Genomic DNA, 14,035 nt, shown 5'->3' with positions numbered 1-14,035 from the left:
AATTCGATAAGTAGCATTTTATTGCTACTAGCAAACAAATCAACCCGAAAGTGCATGGATCGCGGCAAATCCGGTGGTCAGGACAGCGCCGTTTCCACGGCTTCGAGCAGATCGTTCTTGCGAAACGGTTTTTGCAGGAAGGCCACCGCACCGCTGATGTCGGCAATGGCCTGTGTGGTTTCCAGATCGGTGGCCGTGTTGCCGCCGGAAATAATGAGAATTGGAAGCCCTTTCAAATCGTTACGCAGGTCATCCATCAAACCGACTGCGGTGTCTTTTCCCAGCCAGAAATCAAGAATCGCCAGGTCGATGTCGGCACGGTCCCGCAAGATCTGCCTTGCTTGTTCCAGGCTGTCGGCTTCGTGTACATTGGCTCCGGCCCGTGTCAGGAACTGCACTATCAAATGACGCACGGCCGGGTCATCTTCAACGAGAAGTATCTGCCTTGTCATGAGCGTCCCCCGCTGGATTGGTGTCTAATGCCGTGCCCAGTGCGAGCGTTCGCACCGAGCGGATAAAATTCATGCGTTCTAAATCGGGCAGCGCGTCAATTCTTGCCGCTACGTCAACGATAGGGTCCTCAAGCAAAGCTTCAAGCCCCAAATTGGTTAACGTTATCGTCTTGATCCGGCTGTCCGCGGCGCTGACACTTTGGGTGACCAGACCGCGTTGGGCCAGCGTGGTAATCGCGCGGGCCACGGGGGCAGGGGTCAGGTTCAGAAAGGGCGCGATGCGGCGCAGCTGTCGCTGGTCTTCGGGGGTGCGCGCAAGATACCGCAAAATAGACCACTGCAAGGGTTGGATTTCCGACGAATGACGCGCTGAATAGGTATCGCGTATCATACGCTCAAGCAAAACAGCGGCGGCCATCGTGGTTTTGTCTACATTTTGGCCGGTCACTTCCGGCCAACTTCCGAGCAGGAAATCGTGTTCGATTTCAGAAGGGTGACGTGTCTTAATGCGCGCGACAGGCAGTTAATCATACGGACCTTGGGATGCTTATTGTTCGCTTGAATGCTAGAGTATAGCCTTAATAAGAGCCGCTTCCAGTCTGGCGCGGCTAAACGGCTTTGACAGCAGTATTCTCCCGGCTGCCAACATTTCGTTGTGCAAAGCGGCATTTTCGGAAAAACCCGAAATAAAGACGACGGCCGCTTGCGGAAAATACGGAGCCAGCGCGTCGGCGGTATCGACGCCGTTCAGGCCACCGGGCAGGACGACATCGCTGAGGATGACGGTGGGAGGATCGAGTGTGCGGGCAAGTTCAACAGCGTGTTCACCCGAGGTTGCTTCGGTCACCTTGCACCCCATCGATTCGAGATAGGTGGCATATAGTTTGCGCAACTGGGCTTCGTCTTCGATCAGAAGAACGTGGCTGTCTTTCAGGATTTCCTTGCCATTCTGCTCTTCCGGCGGGGCGTTCGCATCCTGCTGAACCTGTGGTCGGCTGATGGCGCGCGGCAGAAAAACCCGCACGGCGGTGCCACGGCCCTGAATCGTGTGCAGTGATGCAAAGCCGCCTGATTGCTGGGCGAACCCAAGGACCATCGACAGGCCCATGCCGGTTCCCTTGCCAACGTTCTTGGTGGTGAAAAACGGTTCAAAGGCTTTGGCCGCGACAGCCCGGTTCATGCCGTGGCCGGAATCAGCCAGTTCGATGCAGACATATTCGCCGGGCTCCGCCCCTGCGATCTGGCGCGCCTGATGGGGGTCGATCTTGCGATCAGAAATGGTCAGGGTCAGCGTGCCGCCATTCGGCATGGCGTCGCCTGCGTTGATTACGATGTTCAGCAGGCAGGCTTCCAACTGGGTTGGATCTGCGCGAATAAGCCAGTTGCCCGGATGCGATGGCAGCTTAAGCGCAACCTTGGGGCCCAGCGACATGCGGATCATCGGCAGCATTTCGGTCAACAGTTTGTAGGGGGCGATAATGGATGGCGACAACGGCTGGTTGCGGGCAAAGGCCAAAAGCTGTTGGGTCAGTGCCGCGCCGCGCGCCACGGCGGTTAGCGCGTTGTCCAGATAGGCAGAGCGTTCCGCGTCGGTTTCAGCAACCTCTGTCAGTTCGATGTTGCCGGAAATGATGGCCAGCAGGTTGTTAAAGTCATGGGCAACGCCGCCGGTCAGATTGCCAATTGTCGACATGCGTTCTGCCTGATTGGCACGCTGTTCCGTCAGGCGCATGTCGGTGACATCCTGCGCCACCAACTCTAACATGCGCGGTGAACCTGCGGTGGCGGGTTGGGGTTCCAGAATGGCGCGGATGTATCTGATTTCGCCCGAACGCCAAATCAGGCGAAAGGTTTCGTCAATGGTTTCTCCGTTCAGAACCGCAGCGCGGCGCGCGTTGTTTTTCTCCCTGTCAAAATCCAGCATCATCTGACGCTGAATGGATTCAATGGCATCGGGTTTGAAAATTTGTGCGGTCGTTCTGTCCAACATGGCGGCAAACGTATGGTCACAATCGCAAAAGCACCATTTGTCCATGTCAATCGACGCATAGCCCACGCCTGCAATCTCGATCGCGCGTGCCAGTCGCAGTTGCTGCTGAACCGAGACCCGATCCGACCTGATAATCCGGGCGCGCATGTTTTCAATCGAGTCTACAATACTGCGCAGGGGGTCGATCATATGCCGCTGCGATATTTCATTGAAACTGACGGCAAAGTCGGGCTGCGCGGGGTCTGACCTTTTTAATCCCTGATCAATTTCGTCCAGCGGGGTCAAGATGCTGCGGTTCAGCATGGAATACAGTGCCAATGTGATTACCGCGATGCACATTCCGGCAACGCACAGGATCAGAATAGCGCGAACAATGCTGCGATTGTGGCTGGAAGAGAGGGTTGCATAAACTGTCAGGGTGCCGATTGGCGTTTTCACCCCGCCCTGGTCGCGTACCAGCGGTGTGGTGACCGCCAATGGCACTTCGAGATGTGTGACCTGGCCTGCGACAATGTCAGACGGGCCGATACCTGTGACCCTGGCACCGACCAGATCCTGCGAGGCAACGAGACTGTCCAGAATCGATTGAATTTGTTCGGGATGCTGCGCCTGTTGCGAAATCTGTACGCTGCCGAGACTGGCCAGTGTTTCGATGTGATGTTCGAGCTGGTGGGCGGTCGTGTTCATCGTCACCAGCAGGCTTAGAATACTGGCGGCAACAGCACACAACAGCGTCGGCAGGACAACCGATGCAAAATACTGAGCACTCAGTTTGCCTGTACGGGCGCGTTTGCGTGGAGATATGCTGCCGGAAAGATTAATCTACTTGGCCCTGACGTCAAAAGTAAGTGCAATTTGCTGGACCGTACTATTGTGCGAACGCATCGCGATTCCCAGCGTGGCTTGGGGTCTCCGGCTGGCTTCTCTGTCGGGTGTCGCTGTTGTGTCGCATTTAGAACGGACTTGATGCCATCAGGCTATGACATTTACGCCAAAACGGGGAGTTTTTTTACATGAAAGTCGGATTTATCGGATTGGGAAATGTTGGCGGCAAGTTGTCGGGCAGTCTTGTGCGCAATGGTCAGGACGTGACGGTGCACGATCTTGACCCGGCGCCGGTTGCGCGCAAGGTCACCGAGGGTGCGACTGCAGGGCAGGGGCCGGCGCAGATGATGCGCGACTGTGATGTGGTGATTACCTGCCTTCCGTCGCCTGCGGCCTCGGCTGCGGTGGTGGAGCAGATGTTGCCGCAGATCTGCGAGGGCAAGGTCTGGGTCGAAATGTCGACGACCGATGCGTCGGAAATCCGGCGGTTGGCCGGACTGGTCGAAGCCGCGGGAGGCCGCGCGGTTGATTGCCCCGTTTCCGGGGGCTGTCATCGTGCAGATACGGGCAACATCTCGATTTATGCCGGTTGTGATCGCGCCACTTTTGAACGGGTTTTGCCCTTGCTGACCCATATGGGCCGTCGCATTCTGCATGTGGGCGACATCGGCACCGCATCGACGCTGAAGGTGATGACAAACTATCTGGCCACGGCCAACCTGCTGACGCTTTGCGAGGCGCTGACGGTCATGAAGGCGTCGGGCGTTGATCTGGGGCTGACCTATGAAGCCATTGCGATGTCATCGGGAAACAGCTTTGTGCACGAGACCGAAAGCCAGTTGATCCTGTCGGGATCGCGGGATGTGAATTTTACCATGGACCTGATCCAGAAAGACATCGGCCTGTTTCAAAAGCTGGCGGATGACGCAGATGTGCCGCTCGAAATCTCGCCCTTGCTGATCCAGATGATGAGTGACGGGCAGGCCCGCTATGGCCAGCGCGCCCAATCCGACCGCATGATCGAGCGGCTGGAAGAGGCGACGGGGCTGCGCATTCTGGCCGACGGTTTTCCGCAGGAACTGGTTGACGGCGAACCCGAAGAGCGCGGCTATGAGGTGGCGCGCCGTCACTGACCGCTTGCCCCGCGGCACCCGCCGTTGCACAAGGGACCAAACGCAGGGGACCCGACATGCAACAGATCAACCCAGACGACGTTCTGGCCGCAGTATCCGCCTCATTCGGGCGGCGCATCATTGGCGTGGTTTCGGTGGCGACGCTGGGGCTGTTGCTGATTTATCTGGCGGTTTTCCAGCCGCCCGCACTGGGCTGGCAAGTGTTCCTGCTGGTGATCGGCGCCGGGTCCATCTGGTTGGCAATGCGGATGTGGCAGGCCACGCGCCACACTGTCGTGCTGACCGAAACCGAATTGCGCGATACGGCGGGCAACGTGCTGGCCACCATCGACGAGATCGAAAGCATTGACCGCGGCTTTTTCGCCTTTAAGCCGTCGAACGGTTTTCTGTTGAAAACAAAAAGCCCCGGCACGCGCAGTTGGCAGCCGGGGCTTTGGTGGCGTATCGGGCGCCGGATCGGCGTGGGCGGCATGACGCCCGGATCGCAATCAAAATCCGTGTCCGAGATTATTGCAATCAAGGTCGCACAGCGAGATATGGGCAACCCGTCATAAAGACCAACGCCAGCTGCAACGTCCGGCAAAGCCGCTTTAGCTGCCGTTGCTCCAAAGCACCTGCGGCGTATAGCGCGGGCGGGTAAAGACAAATTGCCGGATTGTGCGTTCTTCCAGACCGATGTTGAATGCAGGTTTGTAGTCTACGAAAGTTTCGACCACGACGATGTGTTCATTGTCCAGCATGACCGGCAAGCGGTCGTGCCAGTTTTCAACGTCGGTGTTTGTCAGTGCGTCGGCGTTGCTGCCACGGACCTTTGACCAGTCGCGTTTGTAGATGTTGTTTTCGGCGTCATATTTGATCGACGAAACACGAATGGTCGGATCCACGCCGCTGTTGCGTGTCAGATATTTCAGCAGGGATCGCGCGCCATCCAGATAGGCCACATCCAGCGGTGTCGTCTGGCGGGAAATCATGTCGCCAATGGTATAGGCGGCCTTTTCGTTCAGCGTCTGTTGACGATAGGCGTCAAAGATCGCGTACATGGTCAGATAGCCCCAGAACAGCACCGGGATGATGACCATGGTTTCGACGGCCACGTTGCCATCTTCTTTGCGCACAAAGCGGCGCATCCATTGAAAGCGGGCGGAGAGGGACATTAGCGTGGCTCCTGTACAAAGGCCGCGACACTGACCATTTTGGCATGACCAGCGCCATCGCCATTTTCGGCAAAGCTCTCCCCCAAGCCGTTCATGCGGAACACCGGATCGAACATATAGCAGCCGCGCATCAGCATGATCGAATGGTCGGAGCCATGCGAAAAACTGCGCAGCGGCGTCACCGGTTCCGAGGTGTCAATGCAATCCGCGGTGCCCTGGAAGCCGGCAAAATCCCGCATATCAATCGGGTTCATTTCCAACCGCAACCGGGTGTCGCAATCGGGCAGGAAGCCGGAGAAATGGCAGATACTGTCCTTGAGCTCGGCATGTGAATAATTCTTGCCGGTGTTCAGGCGCACCAGGCGAATGGTCATCTCCATGCCGCGGTCCAGAAAAATCTGGCGGGTCGTATAGATGCCCAGTTCCACCGAGGTCAGGAACATGGTGAAGATCAGCGGGATCGCCAGCGCGAATTCGACCAGCATAAAGCCGCGGTCGTCTTTTTTGAACCTGCGCAGGCTTTTGATGAACTTGCGTATCATTGTGTCAGCCTCAGTTGGTTGATGGTGCGGGCAATGGCCTTGAACGCTTCGGTGATCTCGACACCTTCGACCCGGAAAAAGTGGCTGGGTGTCGAGGCGCAGTTCTTCATCTGCTCGGCACCGTGGTCGTCGACCTCGAAGCCGATGGCCCAGATCACAATGCCCTTTTCCTTGGCGGCGTCGCAAATGTTGTCCAGCAAATAGTCGCCTTGCGAGGCTGTGTAGTAGTTCGATACATAAAAGTACTTGCGGTCATAATAGTTGACGTAGCGGCTGAGGTACCAGTTGAAGTTGTAGTTGCTCCAGTGAACGTAGTCGCTGCTGGAGTCATAGGCCCAGTCGGCGATGCGGTTCGAGCGGTCGTTCTTGCCATCGGTCATCAGAATGATGGTTTTCAGGGTTTCCTGATCGTCATAGGCAACGGGACGCCCAGAAAACGCGCTGTCGATGTTGTTGTCTGTGATCAGGTTGTTGACGACAGGGCGAAAGGACGGGTCCAGAAGGGCGGTGGCCCATTTCATACCCAGAAAGATCGACGTACCGGCACGGGGCTGGAATTTGCTAATCTGTGCTTTCAGGCGTGTGGCGTTCTGGCTAAGTGGTGTGATTGTTTCATAGTTGTATTGCGGGCAAACGGTATCCGTGCGGTCGTTGTTGTAACCGTCATAGTTCCATTGAAAGTGCTGCATCTGGTCATAGGTGCGGGTCAAGTCAAACGCGGCAGAGCTGAATTCCGAATCCGGTATTTCCAGGCAATATGAAAAGTTGTGACGGTGAATGGTATTCAGTTCGTCAAAAATCATTTTACCGGCGTTCACATGCTCGGAATAGGGCACCAGCGACAGGGACACGAGATCGTCGGTTTCGGGGCGGATGACAGTATCGACAAAAACACCTGCTGCATCGCGCAGGTTCTCGATCTTGCTGTTCGAGGACATCGAGCCGGAAATATCCAGAACCAGCGAAATTTCGACATTGGCAATCCGTTCGCTGGCAGTGCCAACGGCGGGCACGTTCAATTCCGACACGCCCATCAGTCTCATGAACTGGGTTTTCGAGCTGGTCCGGGCGCGCGCCGTAACGGTCCGGTAGTTCAGACCCTCGTCCACTGTGACGCTTTGCAAATAGTCGCCCAGACCGGATTTTTCGAAATAGTCGGTGACCACCGCTTCGGGTGACATCTGTTGGTCCAGATCGGCGGCGGCCAGAACCGCGCGGTCGATTGTGTTCTGAAGCCGCGTGCGCTCCATTTCGCCGCGCATCAGGTCGACACCGATGCCGCCAACCAGCAGCATCATCATCAAGAGGAAGCAGGCGAAAATGGTCATCGACCCATCGTCGTCATCGACGAATGCACGCATTGATCCGCGCAAACCGCAGGTATGTGCCGAGACTGATCCGGTTTTCGTGTCACGAAAAATGCGTGTCATGATGCAGGTCCAATATTGTTATGTGCAAATTCGACCGCACAGGCCAATTCACCAGCGTCCTTAATGGATGCCGATTGTGGTGAGAATCAGGCGGAATGGAGCAATCACTGTGGTTTTACGGTGTTTTTGCGTCAATTGTGGCGCTTTGCGGGCGGTTTGGTCGACAGTAATGGGATTGGGTTGAAGATTGTTTCTGCCTGCAATTGCCCGCTGGATTGAACGTTTATTCTGCAAAATATGCCTAAAAAAGTCGCAAGTCTTAATCGCTTCGTCATAGGTTGGAGTCAGTTGTCTCGAAGGAATCGAGTCGCGATCAAAGGAAGTGTCATGAGCAACGTGCAAGAACCCAGTTTCCGCGAAAGCGTGGATTTGATGTTCAACAGGGCTGTCGCATTGATGGATTTGCCGCCCGGCCTTGAAGAGAAAATCCGGGTTTGCAACGCCACATACACGGTACGCTTTGGCGTGCGCCTGCGCGGCAAGATCCAGACCTTTACCGGATACCGCTCGGTTCACTCGGAGCATATGGAGCCGGTCAAGGGGGGGATCCGCTATTCGCTGGGCGTGAACCAGGACGAGGTCGAGGCGCTGGCGGCCCTGATGACCTACAAATGCGCCCTGGTCGAGGCACCCTTTGGCGGCTCAAAGGGTGGTTTGTGCATCGACCCGCGCGAATACGAGGAACACGAGCTTGAGCTGATCACCCGCCGTTTTGCCTATGAGCTGGCCAAACGCGACCTGATCCATCCCAGCCAGAACGTACCGGCCCCTGACATGGGCACGGGTGAACGTGAAATGGCATGGATTGCCGATCAGTATGCGCGGATGAACACCACAGACATCAACGCCAAGGCCTGCGTGACGGGTAAACCACCCCATGCGGGCGGGATTCAGGGCCGTGTCGAAGCGACGGGGCGCGGCGTGCAATATGCGCTGCAAGAGTTCTTTCGCCATCCGCAGGACGTGGCCAAGGCCAACCTGACCGGCACGCTGGAAGGCAAGCGCGTGATCGTGCAGGGTCTGGGCAACGTGGGGTATCACGCTGCCAAGTTCCTGTCAGAGGAAGATGGCGCGTTGGTGACTGGCATTATCGAACGCGACGGCGCGCTGACCGATGCCAAGGGTGTTGATGTCGAAGCGGTGGCAAAATGGATCCGTGAACATGGCGGTGTCAAAGGTTACCCCAACGCGACCTATGTCGAGGATGGTTCATCAGTGCTTGAGGCCGATTGTGACATCATGATCCCGGCGGCGCTTGAGGGGGTGATCAACCTTGGCAACGCCGAGCGCGTCAAGGCGCCCCTGATTATCGAGGCTGCGAACGGTCCGGTGACGGCGGGGGCTGACGACATCCTGCGCGAAAAGGGCTGTGTGATCATTCCAGACATGTTTGCCAACGCGGGCGGTGTGACGGTGTCCTATTTCGAATGGGTCAAGAACCTGAGCCACATCCGCTTTGGCCGTATGGGGCGGCGTCAGGAAGAGGCGCGCCACCAGCTGATCGTGGAAGAACTGGAGCGGCTGTCCAAGGACAAGGAACTGGGCTGGACCCTGTCGCCTGATTTCAAGACCAAATACCTGCGCGGCGCGGGGGAGCTTGAACTGGTGCGCTCGGGTCTCGAAGACACGATGCGCACGGCCTATCAGGCCATGGCCGAGGTCTGGCGCTCGCGCGACGATGTCAAGGATCTGCGCACCGCTGCCTATCTGGTGTCGATTGACCGCGTGGCGACCAGCTATCGCGCCAAAGGTCTGTGATCTGATGCGGGCAGGGGCCCCCCTCTGCCCGCTCTTTTGTCTGATCGAAACGCACCGCACCCTGACGCTGCTGAACCTGGTGTCGCTGGTATGATGGTCGATGTCGGTAATCTGGGTGGATTGCCGGTGCCCCATTGATACTTTTGATCTGATGCGCCAGCCTGCCTGTGCGTGCTTTGGGAAAAGGATGGGACATGGGCTTTGATCGGTTGACGAAAGGGTTCTCCGGCCTGCGGGTTCTGAAAGAGGGCCTGACCGGCAACACCGGCTGGACACCACACTGGCGCGACCCTGCGCCCAAGCCCGAATATGACATCATCATTATCGGCGGTGGCGGTCACGGGCTGGCCACGGCGCATTATCTGGCATCGCAACATGGCATCACCAATGTGGCGGTGCTGGAAAAAGGATACCTTGGCGGCGGCAACGTGGGGCGTAACACCACGATTGTGCGCGCCAACTACATGCTGCCCGGCAATTCCGAGTTCTACAGCCATTCGCTGAAACTGTGGGAAGGGTTGGAAGAAGACCTGAACTACAACGTGATGCATTCCCAGCGCGGCATCATCAACCTGTTCCATTCCGACGGGCAGCGCGACGGTTTTGCGCGGCGTGGCAACCAGATGATCGCACAGGGCGACGACGCCATCCTGTTGGACCGCGCAGGCGTAAAGCGGGTGCTGCCCTATCTGGATTTCGACCAGACCCGCTTTCCGATCTATGGCGGGCTGTACCACAAACGCGGCGGCACCGCGCGCCATGATGCGGTGGCCTGGGGCTTTGCGCGCAGTGCCGACAGCCGGGGCGTTGATCTGATCCAGAACTGCGAAGTCACCGGCATCGACATTGAAAACGGGGCCGTGCGCGGGGTGCAGACCACGCGCGGGGCGATCCGCGCCAAAAAGGTCGGTATGGTGGTCGCGGGCCGGTCCAGCCAGGTGGCGGCGATGGCGGGGATGCGGCTGCCGATTGAAAGCCACGTCCTGCAGGCCTTTGTCACCGAGGGGCTGAAACCCTGTATCGACCATGTGGTGACCTATGGCATGGGCCACTTCTATATCAGCCAGTCGGACAAGGGCGGGCTGGTCTTTGGCGGTGATCTGGACATGTATTCCAGCTACGGCGCGCGGGGCAACCTGCCCACCGCAGAACATGTGGTCGAGGCAGCGATGACCCTGATGCCGGTGATCGGCAAGGCGCGGATGCTGCGCAGTTGGGGCGGGATCATGGACATGACGCCTGATGGGTCACCGGTGATCGACCGCACCCATATCGACGGGCTCTATGTGAACTGCGGCTGGTGCTATGGCGGGTTCAAGGCGACACCAGCCTCGGGGCACACCTTTGCGCATTTGCTGGCCACGGACACACCGCATCCGGTTGCCACGGCGCACCGGCTGGACCGTTTCCGCACCGGGCGGGGAATTTTGGACGAAGAGGCCAGCGGGTCTCAGCACAATCTACACTAGCGTCCGGGGCTTTGGACGGGAGCCTGGGCCAGGGATTTTTTGAACACGAGAAGATGCGGGCCTGCCGCATCAAGGGGAACAGACCATGCGCTTGCCTTGTCCGATTTGCGGAGAACGGGACCGCCGCGAGTTTTATTATCAAGGGGCCGCGCTGGCGCTGCACCGGCCTGCGCCGGATGCGGATGCGACTGCGTGGGACGATTATGTGCACCTGCGCGAGAACCTGCCCGGCGATCTGGACGAGCTGTGGAGCCATGACGCAGGCTGTGGCGCGTGGCTGGTGGTGACGCGCAACACGGTGACCCATGCGGTATCAGGCGCGCGGCTGGCGTCAGAGGTGGCGCAATGAGGGTTGCAGGCAAGGGGCGCGTCGACCGCAGCACCACGGTGAATTTCCGCTTTGACGGGATCGACTATCAGGGCTTTGACGGCGACACGATTGCCTCGGCGTTGTTGGCAAACGATGTGCGGCTGATGGGCCGTTCTTTCAAATACCACCGCCCGCGCGGCGTGCTGACGGCGGGCAGCGAGGAACCCAATGCGCTGATGACGGTGGGCACGGGGGCAGCGCGCGAACCCAACGTGCGGGCCACCACGCAAGAGCTGTACGAAGGATTGGAAGCGCGGTCGCAGAATGCGTTCCCTTCGCTGAATCTTGATCTGCTGGCGGTCAACGATCTGGCCGCGCCGTTTCTGTCGGCAGGGTTCTATTACAAGACATTCATGTGGCCGCGCGCCTTTTGGGAGAAGGTGTACGAACCGGCGATCCGGCGCGCCGCTGGCCTTGGTGCGCTGAGCGGACAAGCGGATCAGGACCGCTACGAGAAAGCCTTTGCCTTCTGCGATCTGCTGGTGATCGGCGCGGGCCCTGCGGGTCTGATGGCGGCGCTGGTTGCGGCGCGGTCGGGGGCCGATGTGATACTGGCCGACGAAGACGCGCAGATGGGCGGGCGGTTGCTGGCCGAGACAGATGCGGTCGACGGGCTGGCGGGGGCCGATTGGGCCGCCGAAGTGCTGGCCGAACTGGCAGGCATGGACAACGTGCGCCTGATGACACGCACCACGGTTACCGGGGCCTATGATCAGGGCACTTATGGCGCGCTGGAACGGGTGTCGCACCACATCGCGCGCCCCGACGGGCGGCTGCCGCGCGAGACCTTCTGGCGGATTGTCGCACAGCGCAGCATTCTGGCCGCGGGCGCGCTGGAGCGGCCCATCGCGTTCCAGAACAACGACCGCCCCGGTATCATGACGGCGGGGGCCGTGCGCGCCTATCTGAACCGTTGGGGCGTTGCTCCGGGCAGGGCGGTCACCGTCTTTGCCAACAACGACGCGGCCCACCGCACCGCGCTGGACCTGATTGACGCGGGCGTTCATGTGACCGCCGTGCTCGACAGCCGCCCGGATGCGCAGACGCAGGGCGATTATCGCCTGATCCGTGGTGCGCAGGTGTGCAACAGCACGGGCCGCACGGGGCTGGATGCGATCACCTACCGGACCACCTCGGGACAGGACAAGCTGGCGACCGACTGTCTGGCCATGTCCGGTGGTTGGAACCCCTCGGTGCATCTGACCTGCCATATGAACGGACGGCCCGTATGGGACGACAGCCTTGCCAGCTTTGTGCCGATGGCGGGGGCGATTCCGGGCATGACCGTTGCAGGGGCGGCACTGGGCGTGTTTTCGACCCAAGGCTGCCTGACCTCTGGCGCCGAGGCTGCTCGGGCGGTGCTGCGCGACTTGGGCCGGTCGGTGGCGGATGTCGCGGTGCCGGTGGCCGATGATGCCGCTTATGCGATTTCCCCGCTGTGGGCCGTGGCGGGCAAGGGGCGCGCCTGGCTGGACTTCCAGAACGACGTGACGGTCAAGGATGTGAAGCAGGCCGCCACCGAAAACTTCCGCTCGGTCGAACATATGAAACGCTATACCACGCAAGGGATGGCGACCGATCAGGGCAAGAACTCGAATGTGGGCGCGCTGGCGGTGCTGGCCGACGCGACGGGGCGCGGCATTCCCGAGACCGGCACCACAACCTTCCGCCCGCCCTATACGCCGGTCACCCTGGCCGCCCTTGGCGCGGGCGCGCGGGGCAAGGGGTTTGCGCCCGAACGTCTGACCACTTCGCATGCTGCCAGCATCGCCATGGGCGCGCCGATGATCGAGGCGGGGCTTTGGTATCGCCCCAGCTATTTCCCGCGCAGGGGCGAAAGCAACTGGCGACAATCCTGTGACCGCGAGGTCGGCTATGTGCGCAACGCCGTGGGCGTTTGCGACGTGTCCACGCTGGGCAAGATCGACATTCAGGGGCCGGATGCCGCCAGGCTGCTGGATTTCGCCTATACCAACATGTTTTCCACGCTCAATGTCGGGCGGGTGCGCTATGGTCTGATGCTGCGCGAAGACGGGTTCGTGATGGACGACGGCACCACCGCACGGCTGGGTGAGAGGCATTTTGTCATGACCACCACAACCGCCGCCGCGGGGCCAGTGATGCGCCATCTGGAGTTTATCACGCAGGCGCTGCATCCCGAGTGGGATGTGCGGATCATGTCTGTCACCGAGCAATGGGCACAGTTTGCCCTCGCAGGCCCAAAAGCGCGCGATCTGGTAAACGGGCTGGTTGAGACGGCGATTGACAATGACAGCTGGCCTTTCATGGCCTGCGGTCCGGTGCGTGTGGCAGGGATCGACGCGCGGCTGTTCCGCATCTCGTTCTCGGGCGAACATGCCTATGAACTGGCGGTGCCCGCGCGCTATGGCGATGCGCTGTTCCGGGTGCTGGTCAAACGGGCCGAGGCGCTGGAGGGCGGGGCCTACGGCATGGAGGCACTGAACGTGCTGCGCATCGAAAAGGGCTTTATCACCCATTCCGAGATCGACGGTCGGGTTACTGCCTTTGACATCGGCATGGAGCGGATGATCTCGACCAAAAAGGACTGTATCGGCAAGACGATGGCCGCGCGCGCGGGTCTGGTGGACGAGGACCGTGCCCAGCTGGTGGGGCTCAAACCCGCGGGGGCCATCAAGAAACTGACCGCAGGGGCGCATTTGTATTCCGAAGGGTCTGATGCGGTGCCTGAAAACGATCAGGGCTATGTGACCTCGGTCGCCTTCTCGCCCGACTTTGGCCATTACATCGGCCTTGGTTTTGTCCGCGACGGGGCAGAGCGGCACGGCGACCGCTTGCGATTTGTGGACGCCCTGCGCGGCATCGACACGGTTGTCGAGGTTTGCGCCCCTGTGTTCCTGGACCCGGAAGGAGGCCGCGCACGCGGTTGATGA

13 protein-coding genes are annotated in these 14,035 nt (G+C 59.4%); 7 read left to right on the top strand and 6 right to left on the bottom strand.

Annotated features, from left to right (window positions below; genetic code table 11):
* Positions 1-77: 77 nt before the first annotated feature.
* From DSM107133_RS14705 to DSM107133_RS14695, 3 genes are all read right to left on the bottom strand, one after another.
* Positions 78-452, bottom strand: coding sequence for a response regulator (locus DSM107133_RS14705; RefSeq protein WP_114292273.1), 375 nt, complete (start codon positions 450-452; stop codon positions 78-80).
* Positions 427-900, bottom strand: a complete 474-nt coding sequence (locus DSM107133_RS14700) for a MarR family winged helix-turn-helix transcriptional regulator (RefSeq protein ID WP_162791963.1) — start codon at positions 898-900, stop codon at positions 427-429. Before DSM107133_RS14700 ends, DSM107133_RS14705 begins: the two co-directional genes overlap by 26 nt.
* A 117-nt stretch (positions 901-1,017) precedes the next feature.
* Positions 1,018-3,129 (bottom strand): PAS domain-containing sensor histidine kinase, encoded by a 2,112-nt coding sequence (locus tag DSM107133_RS14695; RefSeq protein ID WP_114292275.1) that lies wholly within the window; start codon positions 3,127-3,129, stop codon positions 1,018-1,020.
* Positions 3,130-3,455: 326 nt separating this feature from the next.
* On the opposite strand from DSM107133_RS14695, the gene DSM107133_RS14690 reads away from it, so the two are divergent.
* Together DSM107133_RS14690 and DSM107133_RS14685 are read left to right on the top strand one after the other, a co-directional pair.
* Positions 3,456-4,400: an NAD(P)-dependent oxidoreductase gene (locus DSM107133_RS14690; RefSeq protein ID WP_114292276.1), complete on the top strand. Its 945-nt coding sequence runs from the start codon at positions 3,456-3,458 to the stop codon at positions 4,398-4,400.
* 56 nt (positions 4,401-4,456) lie between these two features.
* Positions 4,457-4,954: a hypothetical protein gene (locus DSM107133_RS14685; RefSeq protein WP_114292277.1), complete on the top strand. Its 498-nt coding sequence runs from the start codon at positions 4,457-4,459 to the stop codon at positions 4,952-4,954.
* A gap of 36 nt (positions 4,955-4,990) precedes the next feature.
* Here the strand turns inward: DSM107133_RS14685 and DSM107133_RS14680 are convergent, their stop codons facing one another.
* The 3 genes from DSM107133_RS14680 to DSM107133_RS14670 are packed head-to-tail and all read right to left on the bottom strand — an operon-like array spanning position 4,991 to position 7,526.
* Entirely contained in the window at positions 4,991-5,554 is a 564-nt protein-coding gene (locus DSM107133_RS14680; RefSeq protein WP_240310422.1) for a TadE/TadG family type IV pilus assembly protein, read from the bottom strand.
* Positions 5,554-6,096, bottom strand: coding sequence for a TadE/TadG family type IV pilus assembly protein (locus tag DSM107133_RS14675; RefSeq protein WP_114292278.1), 543 nt, complete (start codon positions 6,094-6,096; stop codon positions 5,554-5,556). Before DSM107133_RS14675 ends, DSM107133_RS14680 begins: the two co-directional genes overlap by 1 nt.
* Positions 6,093-7,526 carry a TadE/TadG family type IV pilus assembly protein gene (locus DSM107133_RS14670; RefSeq protein WP_114292279.1) on the bottom strand — a complete coding sequence of 478 codons (1,434 nt, stop codon included), beginning with the start codon at positions 7,524-7,526 and terminating at the stop codon, positions 6,093-6,095. The genes DSM107133_RS14675 and DSM107133_RS14670 overlap by 4 nt, the downstream gene beginning before the upstream one ends.
* A 63-nt stretch (positions 7,527-7,589) precedes the next feature.
* Here DSM107133_RS14670 and DSM107133_RS14665 point away from each other — a divergent pair, with 63 nt between their 5' ends.
* The 5 genes from DSM107133_RS14665 to DSM107133_RS14645 all read left to right on the top strand — a co-directional run bounded on the left by DSM107133_RS14665 (position 7,590) and on the right by DSM107133_RS14645 (position 14,032).
* Positions 7,590-7,745, top strand: coding sequence for a hypothetical protein (locus tag DSM107133_RS14665; RefSeq protein WP_162791964.1), 156 nt, complete (start codon positions 7,590-7,592; stop codon positions 7,743-7,745).
* 108 nt (positions 7,746-7,853) lie between these two features.
* Positions 7,854-9,284 carry a Glu/Leu/Phe/Val dehydrogenase gene (locus DSM107133_RS14660; protein ID WP_114292280.1) on the top strand — a complete coding sequence of 477 codons (1,431 nt, stop codon included), beginning with the start codon at positions 7,854-7,856 and terminating at the stop codon, positions 9,282-9,284.
* A 194-nt stretch (positions 9,285-9,478) separates the two neighbouring features.
* A complete protein-coding gene (locus DSM107133_RS14655; protein WP_114292281.1) occupies positions 9,479-10,753 on the top strand; it encodes a sarcosine oxidase subunit beta family protein in 1,275 nt (424 codons plus the stop codon).
* A gap of 85 nt (positions 10,754-10,838) precedes the next feature.
* Complete coding sequence (locus tag DSM107133_RS14650) at positions 10,839-11,102, top strand: sarcosine oxidase subunit delta (RefSeq protein WP_114292282.1); 264 nt, start codon at positions 10,839-10,841, stop codon at positions 11,100-11,102.
* Positions 11,099-14,032 (top strand): sarcosine oxidase subunit alpha family protein, encoded by a 2,934-nt coding sequence (locus DSM107133_RS14645; RefSeq protein ID WP_114292283.1) that lies wholly within the window; start codon positions 11,099-11,101, stop codon positions 14,030-14,032. Before DSM107133_RS14650 ends, DSM107133_RS14645 begins: the two co-directional genes overlap by 4 nt.
* Positions 14,033-14,035 lie beyond the last annotated feature (3 nt).

Source organism: Pseudosulfitobacter sp. DSM 107133, from assembly GCF_022788695.1.
Lineage (GTDB): Bacteria > Pseudomonadota > Alphaproteobacteria > Rhodobacterales > Rhodobacteraceae > Pseudosulfitobacter.
This window is presented reverse-complemented; position numbering and strand designations above follow the sequence as displayed.

Excerpts from the sequence above, each read along its gene's own strand:
- DSM107133_RS14645 (WP_114292283.1), top strand. The coding sequence starts at position 11,099 with ATGAGGGTTGCAGGCAAGGGGCGCGTCGACCGCAGCACCACGGTGAAT.
- DSM107133_RS14670 (WP_114292279.1), bottom strand. The coding sequence starts at position 7,526 with ATGACACGCATTTTTCGTGACACGAAAACCGGATCAGTCTCGGCACAT.
- DSM107133_RS14655 (WP_114292281.1), top strand. The coding sequence starts at position 9,479 with ATGGGCTTTGATCGGTTGACGAAAGGGTTCTCCGGCCTGCGGGTTCTG.
- DSM107133_RS14680 (WP_240310422.1), bottom strand. The coding sequence starts at position 5,554 with ATGTCCCTCTCCGCCCGCTTTCAATGGATGCGCCGCTTTGTGCGCAAA.
- DSM107133_RS14675 (WP_114292278.1), bottom strand. The coding sequence starts at position 6,096 with ATGATACGCAAGTTCATCAAAAGCCTGCGCAGGTTCAAAAAAGACGAC.
- DSM107133_RS14650 (WP_114292282.1), top strand. The coding sequence starts at position 10,839 with ATGCGCTTGCCTTGTCCGATTTGCGGAGAACGGGACCGCCGCGAGTTT.
- DSM107133_RS14665 (WP_162791964.1), top strand. The coding sequence starts at position 7,590 with ATGGATGCCGATTGTGGTGAGAATCAGGCGGAATGGAGCAATCACTGT.
- DSM107133_RS14705 (WP_114292273.1), bottom strand. The coding sequence starts at position 452 with ATGACAAGGCAGATACTTCTCGTTGAAGATGACCCGGCCGTGCGTCAT.
- DSM107133_RS14660 (WP_114292280.1), top strand. The coding sequence starts at position 7,854 with ATGAGCAACGTGCAAGAACCCAGTTTCCGCGAAAGCGTGGATTTGATG.
- DSM107133_RS14685 (WP_114292277.1), top strand. The coding sequence starts at position 4,457 with ATGCAACAGATCAACCCAGACGACGTTCTGGCCGCAGTATCCGCCTCA.
- DSM107133_RS14690 (WP_114292276.1), top strand. The coding sequence starts at position 3,456 with ATGAAAGTCGGATTTATCGGATTGGGAAATGTTGGCGGCAAGTTGTCG.
- DSM107133_RS14695 (WP_114292275.1), bottom strand. The coding sequence starts at position 3,129 with ATGAACACGACCGCCCACCAGCTCGAACATCACATCGAAACACTGGCC.